Origin of the sequence: Lapidilactobacillus wuchangensis, assembly GCF_003946645.1 — a bacterium.
Lineage (GTDB): Bacteria > Bacillota > Bacilli > Lactobacillales > Lactobacillaceae > Lapidilactobacillus > Lapidilactobacillus wuchangensis.
The window spans coordinates 1-20361 of sequence record NZ_RHOU01000018.1; the positions used below are offsets into that span (position 1 = coordinate 1).

Below are 20361 nucleotides of genomic sequence, written 5' to 3' on the forward strand. Positions count from 1 at the left end.
ATCTCAAATACAAGCCTTGTTCTAAGTGGCCCAGCCACTAAGAACAATTTGGCGGCTGACGCCAAGATCCCTCCATTTCGTCTGGAGTTGAGTTAGTGCACTTCACATTTGTTAGTGTTTGAGGCAGTGGTGGCGGGATTCAGCAACTCAATTTACTCAGTAATAATAGTTGAAGAGCTGCAAAAAAAACGGTGTGACTCCTCTATTCATCAATAGAGATTGTCACACCGATTTTTTGTACCACCGCAATCTGGTTCGGCCAAATAGTGGTGCTAAATTCTGTTAGTTTCATCAGGTGGTGGCGGCGCAATTGGCGTCAGCCATGAAATTATACTTAGAGTGTGATGAGCAGCGGGTTTTCGGCGTAGAGTAACTGCAAATAATTGATTGAGCTGGTGCAACCAGATCGAGCAATTATTTCAGTTAATCATAGCCGTTTGCCGCTCTGAACACGTTTGCCGCTTTAGCGGTTAGAATAAGGCTTGTATCTGAGATTGTTGCTGAAAGCAATAAGCTCAGATCAATGCCCATGGCGTTCCACGCCCCTCAAATTGCGCCGCCACCACCTCTTCCAATTGGGGAAGTCTTAACGCCAATTTTTCACCGAACTAATTGGTTCTAATTGATGGCAAACAAAAAGCACAACCACATCACTGTGATTGTGCTTCATCATTATTTAAAATGATTTATTTCAAATCTTCCCATTTCCAGTTCATTACTTCTGGAATGTCAACGCCATTTTGACGGATATAAGCGTTGTGATATGAGACTTTGTCGTCCATCTTCTGAGCGAATTGAGCAGCCTTAGTGCCATAAACAGCTAAAGCAGCATCCTTAGATAAGTGGAAACGATCCAATTCGTTCACAACACGCATATCAAATGGTGTGGTGATATCACCGTTTTCACGGTAGCCATGAATGCAAATGTTGCGGTTGTGACGATCAAAAAAGATATCACGAATCAAACCTTCAAAGCCGTGGAATGCGAAGACAACTGGCTTGTCCTTAGTAAAGTACATGTCAAATTCTTCGTCAGTTAAACCACGAGGATTGATCTTAGGTGATTGTAACTTCAATAAGTCAACGACGTTAATGAAGCGAATCTTCAAATCAGGATATTGTTTGTGCAAAATTGAGATAGCAGCTAAGCTTTCCCAGTTTGGTTCGGTACCAGCAGCAGCAAAGACAATGTCTGGTTCGCTGTCTTGGTCAGTACTTGCCCAATCAATAATCTTCAAACCTTTTTCAACCATAACGGCAGCTTCATCAGCTGAATACCATTGTGGCCGAGGTTGTTTCGAAGCAACGATCAAATTGATCTTCTCTTCGCTAGCGAAAGCTTTGTTAGCAACAGCTAATAAAGTGTTAGCGTCAGATGGCAAATATTCACGGATGAATTCAGGCTTCTTGTCAGCTAAGTGACCTAAGATACCTGGATCTTGGTGAGTGTAACCATTATGATCTTGTTGGAAAGAAGTTGAAGTATCAACGATGTTCAATGATGGGTAATGTTTGCGCCAAGGTTGTTCCTTAGCTTTACGTAACCACTTGAAGTGTTGAGTCAACATTGAATCAACTACTCGTAAGAATGCTTCATAACTTGAGAAGAAGCCATGACGTCCAGTTAAGACGTAGCCTTCTAACCAGCCTTCAGCTTGATGTTCAGAAAGTTGTGAATCAATGATTCGGCCTTCAGGAGCTAAGAATTCATCATTAGGCTCCTTAATGCCTTCTTCCCATTGGCGACTGCTAGCTTCAAAAATAGGAGCTAAGCGGTTTGACATTGTTTCGTCAGGGCCAAAGATCCGGAAGTTATCAGGGTTTTTAACGATGACGTCGCGAGCCCATTCGCCAAAGACAGTCATATCTTGGGCTTCTACTTCGCCACGTTGTGAGTTATCTAAAGTATATTTACGCCAGTCTGGTAATTTCAAAGGACGAGGATCCAAACCACCATTAGTGATTGGGTTAGCAGCCATCCGGTGAATTCCCTTAGGTGTAGTGGCTTTAATTTCAGGCTTCAAAGTACCGTTCTTGTCGAACAAGTCTTCAGGGCCGTATGACTTCAACCAAGCAACTAATTTGTCAGCATGTTCCATGTCAGCTTGATCAACAGGAATTGGAATTTGGTGAGCACGGAATGAATTTTCAATTGGCTTGCCATCCCATTCTTTAGGACCAGTCCAGCCTTTAGGAGCACGGAAAACGATCATTGGCCAAATTGGGCGAGTTGAGTCGTTGTTTTCACGAGCATGCTTTTGAATTGCTTTGATCTTTTCAATAGCAGTATCAGTTGCTTGAGCCATTTCTGGGTGCATCTTCTCAGGGTCATTGCCTTCAACAAAGATTGGTTCCCAGCCCATGCCTTCAAAGTATTTTGTTAATTCTTCGTCAGTTTTACGTGACAAGATAGTTGGGTTAGAAATCTTGAAACCATTTAAGTTCAAAATTGGTAAGATCGCACCATCTTTAATTGGATTAATGAAACTAGTTGATTGCCAAGAAGTAGCTAATGGACCAGTTTCAGCTTCGCCATCACCAACAACAGTTGCAGCAATCACTTCTGGGTTGTCGAAAATTGCGCCAACACCATGAGAAATTGAGTAACCAAGCTCGCCACCTTCGTGGATTGAACCTGGTGTTTCAGGAGCAGCATGTGATGCCACGCCACCTGGGAATGAGAATTGTTTGAACAATTTGCCCATACCCTCAGTGTCTTCGGTAATATTTGGATAAATTTCAGTGTAAGAACCGTCCAAGTATGAGTTAGAAACCATCACTTGGCCACCATGACCTGGTCCTTCGATATAGAACATATTTAAACCATACTTCAAAATAGCCCGGTTTAAATGTGCATAGATAAAGTTCTGGCCAGCGATAGTGCCCCAATGACCGATTGGGTGAACCTTAACATCACTAGCTTCTAGTGGCCGTTGTAATAAAGGATTAGCCTTCAAGTACAATTGACCAACTGAAATATAGTTAGCTGCGCGCCAGTATTCATCAACAAGCTTCAAATATGCTGGTGATGAGTAATCGACGTTTGTCTTTACTGAATCCATAATTTGCCTCCTACTGACAATTTAACTTAACTTCATTCAACATCTATATCATACTAAAAATATTGAAAAAGTCAACCATTTTTTAAATTGATACGTTCCAATTTCTGAAATCCTTTTCGAAGCCACTACAGCAACATTCTAACGAATTAAAAAAGGTAAAAGCAAGCAATCTGTCTTAACGACAATCACTTACTTTTACCTATTTTTTTAATTGCTGATCAATCATCCAAAGTCACAAACGTATTGTATTTCATGTACTTATAATGCAGCCGCATCCGCGAATATTCGAACGGCGTGCCGTCATCTAAGAAAAAGACCCCGGCCATGACGCCCACTGGTTCATTAGCTTTTAAGTGTAACTTCTCTTGATCCTCAGCAGTGGATGGTTCTGCCGAAACCGTTAAGTACGACTTGGTCACTGTTTGGTTCTTCTCATTTTGTAAATAATTAAAAATCGAACCAGAAACAATCTTACGCGATAACTCGGGCACGATTTTAATGGGAATATAACCTGTTTCGATCATAAAGGGTTCATCATCAAATAAACGCAGTCGTTTAATTTCATAAACAAAATCATCATTCTTCAGGAATAAATCCCGTTTCAATTCCGCTTGTGGTCGAATGACTTCGAAATTCAACAACGAAATGCCCGGTTTACGACCGTTCATTTGAAAGCTATCAGTTACCCCTAAATTGGAGCCATTATTGTAATGAAAAACTGAATCATTCTTCAAATAAAGCGGGTTAATAAAAGTGCCTGACCCACGTTTCTTAAAGACAATGCCTTGATCTGCCAGAATACTTAACGCGCGTTTAACCGTACTGCGACTCACCTGATATTGTTCACTCAGCGAGCGTTCGTCCGGCAATTTTAAATTGGGATAATCGCCAGCAACAATTTGTTTTTTTAAGGTGCTCAAAAGTTGGCGATATACTAAATCAGCCATTTGTAACGTCCTTATCTTTTCGGATTTGTCGAATTGGTTAAGTTGAATCTATCTAAGGCTAATCTTACTTAATCTGAACTGATTTTGCAAAAAAGAATGTTGGACTAGATTAAAAATCAGCTATTTTGTTGAACTCAAAACTAACGCTAGATTTACCCAAGCACTGATCTCTTTCAATGCCAGACATTGATATTTCTAAAAAAGCTCAGCACGGCAATATAATATCGCCACACTGAGCTTCTAATTAACGCTGGTTTTTTGCTTAGCTAATAAATCCTCGATATGTTTTTCCGTCGTTATCATTTTTTAGGTGCGCACATATCCCCCAATAATATGCAGCGCCAATAGTGATGACGTTCATTTATTTAACGGCCTTAATTTCGACAACTTTACTTAAAAAGTCACTTTCTAGGGCCATGTTTAAATACAAACCAAACTTCGCCAAATAGTCACCAGTTAGTTGTTGGTCGCCAACTTGATAAAGTTGTTCAGGTTTTAATCCGACAATTTTAACCGACTTCATTGGCTTGGAGGCATGGTTCAAGATCTGGAAGAAGAACAGCACTGCCTCATCTTGACTTGGTGCCACAAACTCCCAAGCTGCGTAATCACCTTTAAAGGGACTTAGCAATCGATAGAAACGTCCAAATTGTAGCAACTGTCGATGTTCTTTATACCAAGCAATCCGTTCCGTGAGTAATTGGATATTCTCAGGTGTTTGCTCTTGTAGATCCAACATGACCCCAAAGTTTGCCGACTGGGCCACATCAAGGCGTGTCTTAAATGGTGTCAGACGACCAACTTGTTGGTTGGGCACATCAGAAATCTGGGCGTCCATCATAATTGGTGAAAACATTAAACTCGTCCCATATTGAATTTTCATTCGTTCAACGGCATCAGTGTCATCGCTGGTCCAACTTTGCGGCATATAATAAGACATCCCCGCATCAAAACGACCAGCACCACCAGAACAATTTTCAAATAAAATTTTTGGATAGCGATTCGTCAATTTAGCGACTAAGTCATATAATCCCAGAATGTAGCGGTGCGAAACTTCACCTTGTTGTTCAGGTGGCAAAGCAATGGAGCCAACTTCAGAAATATTGCGGTTCATGTCCCATTTAATAAAATCAATTGGGACTTCATCCAAAATTTTAGTAAGTTGGGCAAAAATTGCCTCACGAATTTCAGCTCGCGAAAAATCAAGTACATATTGATTACGGCCAAGTGAAGCTGGGTAATCGGCGACATGTAAATACCAATCAGGATGTTGTTCAAATAAACGACTTCGTGGCGAAATCATTTCCGGTTCAAACCAGAGACCGAATTGTAAGCCCCGTTGATGAATTTCTTTTGCTAAATGTGCAATCCCATTTGGCAGTTTACGAACATCAGTCTGCCAATCACCTAATGAAGAATGATCATCATCTCGTTGGCCAAACCAGCCATCATCAAGAACAAATAATTCGACACCGATTTTTTTAGCTTGATCAGCCAATTCTAACAACTTTGGTTCGTCAAAGTTAAACGCAGTTGTTTCCCAATTATTAACCAAAACTGGTCGTTCTTGATCTTTGAATTGTGCTGGTACCAAGTGTTCACGATATAACTGGTGGAAACTATTTGACAGGTCGTTCAAACCGTCGTCAGCATGGGCTAACACGACCTCAGGTGTTTGGAAAGTTGCCTGAGCAGCTAACTGCCAGCGGAAATTATAAGGATTAATCCCCATCATGACCCGAGTTTGCTCGAAAGCATCAACTTCTGCAGAAGCCCGGAAGTTACCACTGTAAATAAAGTGAACCCCATAGGCTTCGCCATGATTTTCGGTCGTGGTTTTTGGCAAAAGTCCTAAAAAGGGATGGTACTCAACACTACTGGCGCCACGCTTACTATCGAAACTAAAGCAACCACGCTGTAGCGATGTGTATTGCATTTGCCGCTCACTAGCCCACTCACCAGGTAAGGTTAAGGCCTGATAACGATTCTCGGGAAAATCTAAGGTCATCGACAGTGCCTTATCTAAAGTGATGGTTTGTGTCCCTAGATTCTTAAATTCGACACTTCGAGTAATCACTGGCAAATCTTCAAAAATTGTATATTTGAGATCAACCTGAACTTGTCTGATTTGATCGGTCAAATGAATGACCAGACTAGTGGCTTGTTGTTCAGTTGTGACATAGGTTGCTGGCAGTCCCGAAAGCTGTGACTTACCTGCCTTAATTTCATAGCCTTGATATTTTAAGGCCGTGGCAGAAGTGCCATCAGGATAAGTAATAGCAAATGCCGTATCGCGATAATCACCGGTATCAACACCAGGATATTCTTGCAAGGCCGTATTTAACGAAAATCCAGTTTCATTTAAATCAGCTGGATTAGGTGAGAATGACGACCGCGCAACCTGTGGAAACGGCTGACTAGCCGTAAAATCATTAATTCGACTACCAAAATATTCGTGAAGCAAATATTGCTTCTCATAAACACGCATAACGTAACTGATTCGTTGATTGAATAAGTGGAACCGTTGTTGCGCTTGGTCAAAAACAATTGGCATTTTTAATAAACTCCTTTAGAAAATTATTCCTTACTACCAGTTTGCGCAATTCCGGCAATAAATTGACGTTGGAAAATAACATATAAAATAATCATTGGAATCGTAGCAATCACTGAACCAGCCATTAATTGCGGATAGTTAGTGGTGTACTGGCCTTGTAACAAAGCCAAGCCTGATGCTAATGGCATTTTGGCTGGATCTTGGTTAACAATCAATGGCCACATTAAATCTTTCCAAGCAAACAAACCAGTAAAGATGGCAACGGAAACCATTGGTGCTTTAGCAAGTGGCAACATAATTTTCGTGAAGATTTGCCAAGTGCTGGCACCATCTAGAATTGCTGCTTCTTCCAGCGATTCAGGTACCCCCATGAAGAATTGCCGCATCAGGAAAGTCCCGAAAGTACTAGCAACCCCTGGCAAAACTAACGCCGTTACCGTATTGACTAAATGTAATTTCGACATCAATAAATATTGTGGCAAGGTATATACTTGTCCCGGAATCATCATTGGAATCAAAACTAGCATAAATAACGCATTGACCCCAGGAAACTTGATGCGCGCAAAGGCATAACCAGCGGCCGCACTAAGGAAGGTCGCAAAAATAACCCGCCATAAAATCATCAAGAAAGTATTAAGGAAGAATTTAGGAAATGGTAATGCTTTCCAAACATTAGTGTAATTAGCCAAATCCCAGTGACTCGGCCACATCTTCGGTGGAAAGTGTAATGACTCATCTAGGGTTTGAAATGACGTCACAATACTCCAGATAAAAGGAATGATCATAACTAAAGCGCCCAGAATCAAAAGAATATACATCACTAAGCGGCCAGTTGAAAATTTTGTTTTACTCATTAGTCTTGACCCCCGTAATAAACCCATTTACGCTGCAAGCGCATTTGAATCGCGGTTAAAATAAGAATGATGATCAATAAGAAGACTGCAATCGCGGCACCGTAACCACGATTACCATTGACAAAGGTATCGTTATAGAACAGATAGACTAACGACCGCGCATTACTCAATGCTGGGTTGTTTTGATCCACCATCATGAAAATCGTATCAAAAATCTGCATCGCACTGATAATTGAAGTTGTCAGCACAAAAAACAGTGTTGGCGATAATAATGGGATCGTGATTGTAAAGAACTGACGAACCTTACTAGCACCATCCATTTCAGCGGCCTCATAATAAGTCATCGGCACATCTTGCAAACCGCCTAATAGGATAATCATGTTATAACCTAAGCCACTCCAAATACCGACAATCATAATTGAAATCAAAACATACTTAGAATCGCCGATCCAATTGGGACCGTGAATGCCAATTAATGACAAGCCATAGTTAATTAACCCAAATTTAGAGTTATACAACCAGCGCCAAACCATAGCTACTGCTGCTGGTGCTGAAATAACTGGAATAAAGTAAAGTGTCCGGAAAATCGAACGCCCTTTTAATTTCTGATTTAAGAAGACGGCCACAATCAAGGATAGTAAAGTCCCAACTGGTACTGTGACAATTGCATAGATAAAAGTGTTTAAAGTTGCTCGGCCAATGTCTGGATCCTTAAACATAGCCAGATAATTAGTAAATCCAACCCATTGTGGATTACCTAAGGATTGGGCATTAGTAAAACTTAAGTAAATAGTTTGGAGAATCGGCCAAATGTTCATTACTAAAATGAAAAGTAACGTAGGTGCAATTAGAATTAACCCCCAAATCACACGCTCCCGATCTCGTTTTCTGATTGAAAATTTCATGTAACTTGCCTCCCGTGCGTGCAGTCATCCAGTAAAGATAAAAGCGACGCATGATTCTTTAATATGAATCATTCGCCGCTCGTTTAGGCTTAACTCGATTGACTATGGTTCACATTCTCACTAAATATTCTTTACATTCAGTAATCTTGATTACTTGTTCGCATCAATTTTAGCTTGAACTTGTTTCTGTAATGCTTTAGAACCTGAAGCAACTGGTGTCTTACCAGCAAACATATCACCAATACCAGTAGAGTAAGGTGTATTCCATTGTTGGAAAGCCTTAGTGAAGACTGGAGAGTAACCATAGTCAGCAGCATCGACAAAGGCTTGACCATCAATACTTGGGAATTGTTTAACCCAAGCAGATTGCGTATCCTTGTATGCTGGAATAGCAGCGCCAGACTTAGCTTGGATAATATTAGCTTCCTTGCCGGCCATGAACTTAACAAATTTCTTGGCTTGAGCAGGATGCTTGGTATTCTTGGCGATAGCGTAACCCATCCCAGCAATATCACTAGCACGACGTTTGCCCTTTGGAATTGGTGCGACGCCAAACTTCTGATTCTTAACGGCTAAATATTCTGCGGGCATCCATGAACCGGCAATCGTCATAGCAGCCTTGCCAGATTCGAAATATTGATCAGGTTTCGTATTAGCAAAATCCTGAGTTGATGGTGAATAGCCTTTCTTAATAAAGGAAATTCCATAATTCAAGGCATCAATATTACCTTTGTTGCCAATGATGCTCTTCGTACCAGACTTATTAGTTAAGTCAGTGCCATTAGCCCAAATCAAATTCCAGTAGAAGTTCTGGCCATCATTTGGTGCTAACATCCCATAAACACCTTTTGATTTGTCGGTTAACTTGGCAGCAGCTTCTTGCCAAGTATCCCAAGTCCAAGTCTTGTCAGGATATTTAACCCCAGCCTTATCAAACAAAGTCTTGTTATACCAAAGTGCTAACGTGCTGTAATCCTTTGGCAACGCATAAACTTTATTTTGATATTCCAAACCGGAAACGACGGTGCTAGGATAATTCTTCAAGTTAATGCCGCCACCGTTTTTAGTCATATCAGTTAAATCCATTAGCTTATCGCCAGCAGCGAAAGTATAGACTTCACTTGGATGCATCCAGAAAACATCTGCTAAATTATCACCAGATGCAGCAGCCTGTAATTTAGTCCAATATTGATCCCAAGGCGTAACTGTAACCCGAACTTTGATGTTAGGGTTCTTTTTTGTAAAGGCAGCAGCCATTTGTTGCATACCTTTCTTCTGATTCGTATCCCAAATTGTAAAATTCAAAGTAACTTTCTTATTAGCGTCATCGCTACTGCTCTTCTGACCACAACCAGCTAAACCAATAACTGCTAATGCTGATAGCGCAATTGCTAAAAACGCTTTTAAACCCTTAAAACCCTTTTTCATATCTCGATTCCTCCTAGTGCAATTCATTTAAGTGACTAAGATAGAGTACTAAGTAAATGGGCAAGACCTCGCGAGTTATCAGCCTATTTACGGGCTCCATTGAGTACATCCATATTAAACCATCAATCCCCCTTTAGAGTACATGCAGGAATGTGGCGATAAACTTCATATAATTGGCTTTTTCAATACTTTAGTGTAAATTTAGTCGCATTTTGGTATATAATGGAGACGGTTTCAGTAAACGTTTACTAAAACAAGGGGAGGTTTTGATATGGCAACACCGAAGGCAGAACCAAAATATGGGCTATTAACTTTATCGCAAGAAGATTTAATTGACGTTCGTCTTTATCAAGCCGGTTACGAAGCTTGCGAGCCACTACATTTATATGGACCAGCAGTTAGAAATCATTTTCTATTTCATTTTATTGTTTCTGGATCGGGCGTCCTACAATCAACAGACACTAAAGGGAAAGTCACTGACTATCGCATTCGAACTCATGAAGGATTTCTAATTTCGCCAGATCAGGTCACAACTTATTATGCTGACGAACACAATCCTTGGGACTACATTTGGATTGAAGTTGACGGCTTACATGCTCAACAAATTTTTGGACTAGCCGGGCTAGGTTACAATCAGCCAATTTTCAAACCTAAGAATGAGGCACTCGTTAACGAATTTGCCAATCAGTTAGAAGAAATCATTAATGGTCAGAAATTTTCGACTTACCAAATGATTGGCCACGTTTATTTAACGCTTGATGCCCTCATTAATGCTTCGGCTGCCGAACCGCAATCCACTAACAATCGTCGCCAAGACTTTTACGTGCAGCAGGCAATTCAATACGTCGAAAACAACTTTCAAAAGGGAATTACGGTTGAGGATGTTGCCGCTTATTGTGGCCTGAATCGTACCTATCTCAGTAAAATTTTCCACAGTGCAGTCGCGACGAACCTGAAAACCTTTCTAACTGATTATCGCCTTGGAAAAGCCTGTAATTTACTAAAAAATACCGACAACTCAATTCACAACATCGCTGAACAAGTTGGTTATGCCAATCAATTCCATTTCTCAAATGCCTTTAAAGAAAAATTCCAATTATCGCCTAGCCAGTGGCGATATCAGCATCATGATTAGGAGCTAAAGCTACTAATACTCAGCCATTATAAAAAGGATCGTGTCAGCTCAATTTGAGCTCAACACGATCCTTTTTTACTAACTTTAAAACTGTAAATAGTTATTTTAACACGATTAATTTAAACCAAATTTTAGCGTCTCCAGCGTTGTGGCACCTCGTTCTGGGGTGAGCAGGGTCGGTTGATTTCCGGCATAATGCCAGGCATCTGGTAATTCTTGGCACTCGAGGGCAACGCCAGCATGACGGTTAATTGGCTGACCGAGATTGTTGCGCCAATGACCATCAAAGTGATTAGCTGTGTAAGCAATTATCAACGACCGATCAGTCTGGATACTTAACGTACGGCCAGAAACAGGGTCCGTCAAACTGGCCTGTGGTGCTAACTTGTCAGCCAAAATAAACGGATGATTAAGTCCATGGAGTTGCCGCAACTGTGAATCCTGACTTTGAAAAATTTCTGCTAATGCCGTTGGTTGCCGCAAGTCATAATCAGTTTTCTGTACCGGCGCTGGTTGCGCTAATGGTAACTGGTCTTCATCTAACCGATAATATTGTTGCGCCCTAATTTGCAACTCTTGTGTTGCCAACGAATTTTCCTCATTAGCCCGCAAATTAAAGTAGGTATGATTAGTCGGATTAAGCGGCCATACTCGGCTGGTTGTGGCCTGCAATTTAATCGTTAAGGCATTCTCATCTGTTAATTCATAAGTGACTTCTGCCCGCAATCCCGGATAATCTGGTAATTTGGGGGTCTGAAAAACAACGCGCCGATTATCAGCACTAATGGTTTGCCACAGAAGTGTATCAAAGCCATGGCTACCACCATGAATAGCATTTGGTTGATCGTTGATTTCCAAATCAGTTTGAGGTTGTCCGTGTTGATCAGTCCACTTACCTTGCCAAATTCGACCCGCAAATGGTCCCACTGTGGCGCCAAGAAAAGTCCGCTCTTTCAATAAATCTTCAGGTTGGGCCAGCGTGACCGTGATAGTGCCTAAATTTTGGTGTCGATCTAGCGTTTTAATTTGATAAATCGAAGCGCCGAAATTTGTCACAGTAACTTCCGTTTGTTGTTGATTAACCAACTTAAATACTTGTAATTGAGCCATCACTAACGACCTTTTTATTTTTGTAATAAACGCAAATGACGTAATGCACCAAGATGATCAGGTGCCGCGGCTAGCACTCGTTGTAAGTAAACTTCAGCTTGAGGCAAATTCTGTAATCCCAGATAACCTAAGCCTAACAGATAATTACAGTAAATTCGATTATCCCGTTGTAAGTTACCATGGAAAATGCTGGTTTCCGGCAAAGAAACAGCAAAATAATCAGCTTGTGGTTGATCATAGTAATGTTTCTGACCAAAGGTAATCAATTGATGGAAGCAACGTTGGGCATGTTCATATTCACCCAGCTCAGCAGCAGCCATTCCTTGATACAACATCGTATCCGCCGGTTGATCATAATAATAAAGCACACTACCAGGTTCATCTAAGCCGACTGCTGCCGCTTGGAGGGCCTGTTTGGCCAGATTCTTTTCACCCAAGGCCTGATAGGCTTGGGCTAAATAGTAATCAGCGATATTCTCATTGGTACTTGGTAATTTACCTTCGCTAAGATTAATCGGTCGTTCCTTGGCGTGTTCCAGCAATTTGACTGCTAACTCAGGCCGTTGTTGGTTCAGGGCCTGTTTGGCTTGTTCAATTAAAGTATATTCATATTGGGCACTTACTTTACCTTCGCCACCTTCCCAAGCGTGGAAATGATGACTTTGTAAAATGTCAGCGGCCTGATTAAACTTCTGGGCACCATTTAACAACTGTAAATAACGTTCCAGTAAATCATCACGTGCCGTTAATAGCGACTGATGTGCTTCTAATCGTGCTAAACGCTTTTCTGGTGCTTCCGCTTGATCTTGGGCCAAGACGTCACGTTCTAGGAGCAAACGCGGATCAGTTGGATTTAACTGACAAGCTTGTTCTTGCAATGCAATTGCTTTGGTCACATCGTGCTCGATATTAAAAGCGGCCGCCGCCAAGTTACGGCGAACAATGGCAAAATCAGGTAGTTTTTCTGCAGCGACTTGCCAATGTTCAATCGCCGCTGGATAGCGCTTCTTGTCAAAGAGCAAATTGCCTAAATAGTAATGTGGCCAGCCACTTTGCGCTGTATCGGCTGCAATGACGGCTTCAAGAATCCGTTGTTCAATTAACTTATTAGGGAAGCAATAGTCTGGATTAGCTTGATTACCGGCCGTGATTTCAGCCTGAAGCTGTTCAGTTTTGCCTAGCCGTTGTAATGCGAAAGCTCGGTAATAATGAACTAACGGATTATTTTCTGGTGCCGTCGCTAATACAGCTAATGCACGCTGGTCATCACGGGCATTGAGATAAGTTTCGGCCAAAGCCAAATAATTTTTCACTCGTCCTTGCATGAATCCAGCAAAGTCACAATCAGTGTTGGATTGGGCTGCTTCGAAATTTAAGCCTAAATTCAGCGGATCAATTTGTAAACTGCTCTTAATTAAAGCCGCTGGATCTTCGTGAAGCAATTCTTGTACATGAATCAATAACAAACGAGTATTTAAATTATGATAGTTGCTAATCAATGATTGTTTCAAGAAATCTTGAGCAGCGCCATAATTTTGTTGGGAAAAGGCAATTACGCCGAGATAATAAAAGGCGCCAGATTTTGTTTCGGCACTCCAAGTCGCTTTATAGAAAGCATCATAGGCAGGTGCCAATTGATTCTGTTGCAGTAAAGCTAGGCCTAAATCAAAATAGGCCTCACCATAATATGGATTGGGTGTCCGTTCAGTAATCCGTTTAATCGCCGTTTGGAAATGTTGCGTCGCCGCAGCAAATTCACCTTGCCGATATAACTGCATCCCATAACTGATATTCAAACGACTATCATCGGGATCACGTCGCAACCCTTCAAGATAATAATCCGTCGCATTTAAAGCCACATTACGATACTGCTCAATGTGTTGCGCAGCTAACCACAATTCTTCATTCGTTTTGATATCGACTGGTGCCAAAATCTTTTTCGCTGGTTCTGGTAATTCGTGGATTTCTTGCTTTTGTCCAGTGTAGCTCACCAAAACGCGACCACTAACTTGATCAATCACGCGTACCGTAACGGTCTCGTCAATAACTGGTAAAGTAATTGGCAAGTCAAAAGTTTTAACAGCTGCTGCAGCCAAACTAAATTCTTGAGTTGCTAGTACTTGCCCGGCATGGCTTAACTCTAACTTGGCCTCCTTAATTATTTGTGGTGCATAAACAGTTACTTTGGTAGATTTAGCTTGTGGTTCAAGATTGATTACCGCATTTAAGGTCGCATTCTTAATTCGCCCGACAGCTTTATAAGGCATGAAATACTGGGTGAAGGTTTTCTCTTCATATGGTTTAAGCCAAGTAAAATCAGGTTGATTATCGGTATAAACCCCAGTCATCAATTCAATATATGGACCATCATGATCGGTTAAATTCCGGTACCATGCTTGACCAAACTCGGCATTGCCCCAAGTCCACTGTTTCTTACCTGGCGAAACATGATGATCGGCAATATGCAGTAAGCCAGCCTGCTGTTGTTCATCGTAATTGCCCATAAAATCGTAATTAGAGTGATTGGCCATGTATGAAGTTGGCACTTTGACATTTTTATATTTGGAAATATCTACCCCTCGAGAATAATCATATTTATAATATTCTCCCGTTGCGATTGGAAAAGCTGACACAGCCCGTTTCCCATGATCCATAACTGCATGAACATCTGGCGGGAAAATTGACTCCGTATGATCATTAACGGCTACGGCTGGATTCGCCCACCATAAAAAGGTTTGTGGCGTACTAGTGCGATTATATAATTGCCCTTTAATTTCTAAATAGGCTTTATCGGGATACAAAGTAAATTTTGCTAAGGATTTCGTGCCATACATTTGATCAATATCACTGATCAGCACTGTCTTACTACCATCGGCATTCTCTTGAGTGGTTGCTTGTGTTGGCATAAAAGTCGTTGGTCGATGATGTTGTGGCCAGTTGAATTCAATCCCGCCAGAGATCCAAGGTCCAACTAACCCGACCAAAGCCGGCTTAATCACGTGATTATAGTAGACAAAATCATAGTTATTGGTCTTATCTAGTGCTCGCTGAATTCGGCCGCCTAATTCCGGCAAAATCGTGATTTGTAAATATTGATTTTCCAAAATGATGGCGTCGTAGGTCTGATCAACGGGATGATCAGCAATTTTCTCTGTTACTGGGAGTGGATAAACTCGACCGCTGCTCCCCTGATAAACTCGTTGTTCGAAAAACATCGGATTTTTATCCGGTGCGGCTGGTTGATAAGTGGGAATGACTTGTTTTTGATGATATACTTTGACTGAATCCATAAGAACGACCTCCTGTTTATTGATTACAGCTTAAATATAGTGAGGATTCGTTATAAATGAAATAGGTGAAAGTCTTGAAAGATGGACAATATTCTTTTGATATGACATCAAAAAAATCCGACGGTTTCTCTGGCCAACGTTACGCCCTTTTATCGACAGATTTGGCCCAGCAATTCTTAACAATTAATCAACAACCAGCACCCTTAGAACTAGGATTTTATCCACATGCAACTCATCATTATCGTGAACGACCACAAGGTAATTCGGCATCAATTTTAATCTATTGTCTCAGCGGCCAGGGACAAATTGAGGTTGCCCAGCAAACACCAATTCGTTTAAATGCGCATCAAGCCTATTTAATTCCGGCTAAACAAGCCCATCGTTATTTTGCTAATGCCAATGATCCTTGGACGATTCTTTGGGCTCATTTTTGGGGTCATTATCAGGCCGACAACCTTACTCAACGAGTCAGTATTGGTAATGAACGAGAGAATATTATCCAGGCAACTTTTACAAACCTATTTTCTCTGAGCAATTTTACCCAAGAGCTAGCGACCTACCAGACAATGGCGAGCACCTTACTTAGCTTGTTAGACCAAATCTATTGCCTGCCTGACCGCCAAACAGCTACTGCCGATAATGAACTTCTACAAACCGCTATTAGCTTCATGCAGCAGCAAATAACGCGGACACTGACTTTAACCGAAATTTGCGAATTCACCCAAAGTTCCCGTAGTTATTTAAATGCATTATTTCAACGATATACCCAAACCAGTCCCTTGGCCTATTTTGCCAGCTTAAAAATTGAACGAGCCTGCCGTGATATGCGATTAACCACTTTAAAGGATTACGAGATTGCCACGTCACTTGGCTATCACGACCCCTATTATTTCTCGCGCCAATTTAAAAAATACACTGGCTATTCACCGCGGGCTTATCGTCAACAGCAATAGCATCGAAATAACTTAATATTACCATTAACAATTTCATCTTTTCGTCATAATTACTTCGCGAAAGCGGCAACTTTCTAACATGAGTTATTCATAGACAGAGCTTATAGTTAACAACATAGAAAGCAAAGAGGTGATGTCAATGAACTTCATGGAAACCTTCGTTGCGGCACCAACCAACGGAGTTTAGGCGGTACAACCTAATCGATCATCCAAAATTAAAACCCTAAAACCCAAATAAATTGCTAATTTTCTTCATTTTATTCCTCCCCTTTAAAATGAAATAAACCCCACTTCCTGCCCAGAAGTGGGGTTTTTTATTGTATTCAAACTGTGACGGGCGGTTTTTCTTGGCGAAGGGTAATTTCAATTAATTCAGGCTGTGACATAAGCCGTGTGTATTTACAATCTTACAATTATTGCCTTGGAAAACTAACAAAGATAAAGTGCGCCACCTCAACTCCAGACGGAATGGAGGGATCTTGTCGTCAGCCGCCAAATTATTGTTAGTGCTTTAGCACTTACAATAAGACCTGTATTGGAGACTTTCGCAGAAAGGCTTCAATCAGTGTCGGCAGCGTTCCACGACAAGCAGCCCGCAATGCAGTCAGAACTAATTCTGTTTTACACCTTCATTAGTTGTCACCTTGAACACGCTTAAACTGTGACGGGCAGTGGTTTTGCATCAAGTTCGCCAATTATGATTTGGCAAATTTACCACCGTTATATAATGACCGGGCTAAATAATAGAGGCCAATAATCAGAAAGAGATACATCGACAAATTCCTAAAAGCGACAAAGGGCGTTTCAATTAGAAAGGCTTTCCAGAAAGAAAATCCTTGTAAATGCCAAATTCCTGGCGTCAAATACCACTGGCGAAAATCGAAGGTCAGGTCCAATCCCGTCGCACTCGCATGAGTGACTCGAAATAAAATTGCTTCTGACAAAAAAATAATACTATAACGGCGCGCGTATTCATGATCACGGCGCCAATTTGCCTGGCGGGACTGTTCATCTGAAAAGATTTCCTGATCAGCCGCCTGATAACTTTGTTGAAAATACTGAATACCGCCAAAACGACTACCTTGAATCAGCTGCCAGCCACTATCCGCAAATAACTGACAATAATCCTGATAACGACGCCAACTCAATGGCTTTTGAAAGTCCAAGCAAACTTTCGGCTGGAAGCTGGTACTATGCGATAATTGACGAAAAGTATATTGGTGTAACAGACGATTCACCGCCGTTAAATAAAAGCCCGCGGCCTGAACTTGATTAAGCCAACGCTCCTCAGTTGCTAAAGACCAAAAAATTTTGTATTTTCTCACGTTTCACGCACACCCCTCAATAATTAAAATCTGCTGCCAAACGGCTTAATTCCCGCAAACGATCAGTTTCCAGCTTCAAGATAATCCGGCCGGAATCAGTCAATTGATAAACGCGCCGGCGCTGGTCGGCACTTGGCACTTCCTGAATCCAACGTAATTTTAAAAGTTTCTCAATTGCGCCATACATCGTACCAGCAGCAATTTTCACCTGCTCATGGCTTAGCTGCCTAATTTTCTGCATCGCGGCGTAGCCATGTAGTGGCTGATTCAGCACTAATAGAATATAAAAAGTTGTTTCTGTCAGTGGCAAATGTTCATCCCGCACCAAAACACCCCCAGCTACTGATTAGCAGCCATTATATCGGCTGACTGTATAAAGTTTAGCTTTACAGTTCAGCGACCACAAGACGCCGGCGTAACCTATTTTCCCGAAGATTAAAAAAATACTATCAGTCGATTTTCAAACTGATAGTAGCAATTAAAAATTATTTATTTCGGTGGCTAATTAAGTAACGGCAGGTGGTAATTTTTCACTGGCGCTGATTTTTTGTGGTAGCACTGGTACCTTGCTTAAGTAGTTCTGCAAATTTGATTTTAAAAACATGGTCGGCATGAAAGCCTTTAAAAGTATCGCGATAGCGAAGGCTGGCCGATTCAAATAGCAAATAAATATCAGGACCAATTGTTTTAATCTGCTCCAAATATGGCGGCAAATTCACGCTAGCAATGACTTCATCGCGGTCCAAATCAATGTCGCCATGATTATCCGGATTCTTGAAAACCAACAGTTTTGAATCTTGGGCGCCATAAGATTGGGAGAAAATCAGGTAATTCTTGTAGTAACTGATGCCTTGAATATCCTTTTCCGTGTAAAAATGACGCACGCTATTCGTGGCAATTGCCGTGGGCGCAATAATTTGGCCAGTCGCCGTAATGGGTAGATCAATCAAGGTGCCAGCAGCATTTTTATCAAAATAGCCCACCGATAATTGATTGTCGTGATAAGCCAAGTACGACGCGTCAGCGAGCATTGGCAGTAACACCATGGCATCATAAGCAACCGCGCGACGGCTTTTAGCAAAATTATCATGATCCAGGTTGGCCTCATCTAGTGCGGCCAAAGCTGCGTGATGTTTTCTTTTCGTCGCAATCCATAAACGCCGATTCAGCGGGTCGTAGGCCAAACCACCAACATGAGAATCGCCGGGCAAAACAATCGTCTTCACGTGCAGACCGGTTTTTTTACTCTGGACATAAAGGACGGAATGATGATAATGATCGCGACTATAAGCCGAAATGATAATATACTTGTCCGTGATTGCCAAGCCTTGCGGATCCATTTGCCGGCTAGTCGACAGCCTTGCTGGGTGCCCCATCGATAAAGTCAGCGTTTGGTCAAGACCCGGAATGGCAAAAGAATCTGGCCGCGAGTCACGATCAAGCAACGATTTCAGCCCAGGATAAGCTTTGGTCAACTTCTGATAAAATTCATCGGTACGATAAATACTCGGCGACACATTGGTTCCATCATTAAGAACTTGCTGGGGCGGCCTTGGCGGTGTTTCCTTTTTGGTGGTTTTGGCACAGCTACTTAGCAACCAAAGACAGCCAATCATTAAACAAATAGTGGCGGCGCGCAACCAGCGATTGTTAGATAATTTCATAATCTCACCATAACTATTTTAAAAACAGGACATTGTTTGGTTTGACTTTAAGCTAATAGCCGCCAAATGGCAATTTATCTGATTGTACTTGCTGCCGGTGGTAGCTGGTTCCAATGATCACAGTGGTAAGTGATTTTGCCATTGATTGTTGTGGCGCTAAACTCAGAAACACTGGTGTTAACTAAGGACACGCCATCACGAATCTTACTCAGCGGCGTTCCCTGCAAATAATTTAGGGTCGCGCGCAATACCACGCCATGAGCGACTACCAAAATATTTCCTTGGGGATAAGCCTGCACAATTTGGTCAAAAGCCCGTCGCCCGCGGTCAACCAAGTGCTGATAACTTTCACCACCTGTTAAAGTAGCATCATAGCGATCAGGATGATGCAAATAATCATCTAACAATTTCCCCTGCGGCAGTGTAGCAATCGGTTGGCCATCCCAACGGCCCATGTTAAACTCCCGCAAATCTTCCAGCACCGTCGTCGCCACCGGCTGCTGCCGTTCTGCCAACATCAGTTCAAGCGTGGTTTGGGCTCGCTGTTGTGGCGAAACATAAGCATGATCAAACGGCTGATCTTTCAGAAATTGACCTAGTTTTTTGGCGCCGCTAACGCCTTTCTCAGTTAAAGGACTGTCCACACTACCACCGTTCATTAAATTCAAGCGATTATTCTCGGTTTCACCGTGGCGGACAATAAAAAGTTTTGTCATGCTGGCACTCCTTACATTTTTCATTCAATAATGTCTCACTTTTATTCTAGCATACCGTGCCAATGGCAAAACAACGTGCTAACCCGGTGGTGTGTTGGAGCAGAATTGAGTCTGACTGCATTCCGGGCTGCGGGTTGTGGAACGCGGCGGCCATTGATTGAAGCATTTCTGCGAAAGTCTCCAATACAAGGCTTATTGTAAGTGCTAAAGCACCAACAATAATTTCGCGGCTGACAACCCGATCCCTCCATTCCGTCTGGAGTTGAGGTGGTGCATTTAATCTTTGTTAGTGGTTAAGGCAATGATAGTGAGTCTAACCAACTTGATTCAAATTGGTGTCGCAAATGAATAGTAGTACGAACAGGCCTGCCTGACAGTTTCTCGCTTATTCCAAAAATTTGTCAAACAGACCTGTTAA

15 protein-coding genes are annotated in these 20361 nt (G+C 41.8%); 2 read left to right on the top strand and 13 right to left on the bottom strand.

Translation table 11 applies throughout. The annotated features are described in order from the left end of the window. Positions 1-686: 686 nt before the first annotated feature. From EKM82_RS10440 to EKM82_RS10465, 6 genes are all read right to left on the bottom strand, one after another. Positions 687-3062, bottom strand: a complete 2376-nt coding sequence (locus EKM82_RS10440; protein ID WP_125769104.1) for a phosphoketolase family protein — start codon at positions 3060-3062, stop codon at positions 687-689. A gap of 218 nt (positions 3063-3280) precedes the next feature. Beyond that, the gene (locus EKM82_RS10445) at positions 3281-4009 is read right to left on the bottom strand and encodes a GntR family transcriptional regulator (RefSeq protein WP_125769107.1); all 729 of its coding nucleotides are present in this window, start codon (positions 4007-4009) and stop codon (positions 3281-3283) included. 361 nt (positions 4010-4370) lie between these two features. Beyond that, positions 4371-6563, bottom strand: a complete 2193-nt coding sequence (locus EKM82_RS10450) for an alpha-galactosidase (RefSeq protein ID WP_125769111.1) — start codon at positions 6561-6563, stop codon at positions 4371-4373. 23 nt (positions 6564-6586) lie between these two features. Beyond that, the gene (locus EKM82_RS10455; protein ID WP_125769115.1) at positions 6587-7417 is read right to left on the bottom strand and encodes a carbohydrate ABC transporter permease; all 831 of its coding nucleotides are present in this window, start codon (positions 7415-7417) and stop codon (positions 6587-6589) included. Beyond that, complete coding sequence (locus EKM82_RS10460; RefSeq protein ID WP_125769118.1) at positions 7417-8322, bottom strand: carbohydrate ABC transporter permease; 906 nt, start codon at positions 8320-8322, stop codon at positions 7417-7419. Before EKM82_RS10460 ends, EKM82_RS10455 begins: the two co-directional genes overlap by 1 nt. A 150-nt stretch (positions 8323-8472) precedes the next feature. Beyond that, positions 8473-9750 carry an ABC transporter substrate-binding protein gene (locus EKM82_RS10465; protein ID WP_164508251.1) on the bottom strand — a complete coding sequence of 426 codons (1278 nt, stop codon included), beginning with the start codon at positions 9748-9750 and terminating at the stop codon, positions 8473-8475. A 271-nt stretch (positions 9751-10021) separates the two neighbouring features. Here EKM82_RS10465 and EKM82_RS10470 point away from each other — a divergent pair, with 271 nt between their 5' ends. Continuing rightward, positions 10022-10885 (top strand): AraC family transcriptional regulator, encoded by an 864-nt coding sequence (locus tag EKM82_RS10470; protein WP_125769124.1) that lies wholly within the window; start codon positions 10022-10024, stop codon positions 10883-10885. 114 nt (positions 10886-10999) lie between these two features. Here EKM82_RS10470 and EKM82_RS10475 read toward each other — a convergent pair whose 3' ends face one another. Further along, a complete protein-coding gene (locus tag EKM82_RS10475; RefSeq protein WP_125769127.1) occupies positions 11000-11995 on the bottom strand; it encodes an aldose epimerase family protein in 996 nt (331 codons plus the stop codon). Between the two features lie 14 nt (positions 11996-12009). Next, positions 12010-15285: a DUF5107 domain-containing protein gene (locus EKM82_RS10480; RefSeq protein ID WP_125769130.1), complete on the bottom strand. Its 3276-nt coding sequence runs from the start codon at positions 15283-15285 to the stop codon at positions 12010-12012. Between the two features lie 101 nt (positions 15286-15386). Here EKM82_RS10480 and EKM82_RS10485 point away from each other — a divergent pair, with 101 nt between their 5' ends. Continuing rightward, positions 15387-16238 (top strand): AraC family transcriptional regulator, encoded by an 852-nt coding sequence (locus EKM82_RS10485; protein ID WP_164508252.1) that lies wholly within the window; start codon positions 15387-15389, stop codon positions 16236-16238. Between the two features lie 695 nt (positions 16239-16933). Here EKM82_RS10485 and EKM82_RS10490 read toward each other — a convergent pair. The 5 genes from EKM82_RS10490 to EKM82_RS11690 all read right to left on the bottom strand — a co-directional run bounded on the left by EKM82_RS10490 (position 16934) and on the right by EKM82_RS11690 (position 20194). Then, on the bottom strand, positions 16934-17563 hold the full coding sequence (locus EKM82_RS10490; RefSeq protein ID WP_125769136.1) for a DUF2812 domain-containing protein: 630 nt from the start codon (positions 17561-17563) through the stop codon (positions 16934-16936). 16 nt (positions 17564-17579) lie between these two features. Continuing rightward, positions 17580-17891: a PadR family transcriptional regulator gene (locus EKM82_RS10495; protein ID WP_125769139.1), complete on the bottom strand. Its 312-nt coding sequence runs from the start codon at positions 17889-17891 to the stop codon at positions 17580-17582. Between the two features lie 202 nt (positions 17892-18093). After that, entirely contained in the window at positions 18094-19227 is a 1134-nt protein-coding gene (locus EKM82_RS10500) for a hypothetical protein (RefSeq protein WP_125769142.1), read from the bottom strand. 74 nt (positions 19228-19301) lie between these two features. After that, positions 19302-19943, bottom strand: coding sequence for a histidine phosphatase family protein (locus tag EKM82_RS10505; RefSeq protein WP_164508253.1), 642 nt, complete (start codon positions 19941-19943; stop codon positions 19302-19304). Positions 19944-19984: 41 nt separating this feature from the next. Next, positions 19985-20194, bottom strand: coding sequence for a hypothetical protein (locus EKM82_RS11690; protein ID WP_164508254.1), 210 nt, complete (start codon positions 20192-20194; stop codon positions 19985-19987). Between the last annotated feature and the right edge of the window lie 167 nt (positions 20195-20361).

Bases quoted from the DNA above. Each gene is read 5' to 3' on its own strand.
- EKM82_RS10460 (WP_125769118.1), bottom strand. From the start codon at position 8,322: ATGAAATTTTCAATCAGAAAACGAGATCGGGAGCGTGTGATTTGGGGG.
- EKM82_RS10485 (WP_164508252.1), top strand. From the start codon at position 15,387: ATGACATCAAAAAAATCCGACGGTTTCTCTGGCCAACGTTACGCCCTT.
- EKM82_RS11690 (WP_164508254.1), bottom strand. From the start codon at position 20,194: ATGGAGGGATCGGGTTGTCAGCCGCGAAATTATTGTTGGTGCTTTAGC.
- EKM82_RS10455 (WP_125769115.1), bottom strand. From the start codon at position 7,417: ATGAGTAAAACAAAATTTTCAACTGGCCGCTTAGTGATGTATATTCTT.
- EKM82_RS10470 (WP_125769124.1), top strand. From the start codon at position 10,022: ATGGCAACACCGAAGGCAGAACCAAAATATGGGCTATTAACTTTATCG.
- EKM82_RS10480 (WP_125769130.1), bottom strand. From the start codon at position 15,285: ATGGATTCAGTCAAAGTATATCATCAAAAACAAGTCATTCCCACTTAT.
- EKM82_RS10440 (WP_125769104.1), bottom strand. From the start codon at position 3,062: ATGGATTCAGTAAAGACAAACGTCGATTACTCATCACCAGCATATTTG.
- EKM82_RS10450 (WP_125769111.1), bottom strand. From the start codon at position 6,563: ATGCCAATTGTTTTTGACCAAGCGCAACAACGGTTCCACTTATTCAAT.
- EKM82_RS10500 (WP_125769142.1), bottom strand. From the start codon at position 19,227: ATGAAATTATCTAACAATCGCTGGTTGCGCGCCGCCACTATTTGTTTA.
- EKM82_RS10465 (WP_164508251.1), bottom strand. From the start codon at position 9,750: ATGAAAAAGGGTTTTAAGGGTTTAAAAGCGTTTTTAGCAATTGCGCTA.
- EKM82_RS10475 (WP_125769127.1), bottom strand. From the start codon at position 11,995: ATGGCTCAATTACAAGTATTTAAGTTGGTTAATCAACAACAAACGGAA.
- EKM82_RS10505 (WP_164508253.1), bottom strand. From the start codon at position 19,943: ATGACAAAACTTTTTATTGTCCGCCACGGTGAAACCGAGAATAATCGC.
- EKM82_RS10445 (WP_125769107.1), bottom strand. From the start codon at position 4,009: ATGGCTGATTTAGTATATCGCCAACTTTTGAGCACCTTAAAAAAACAA.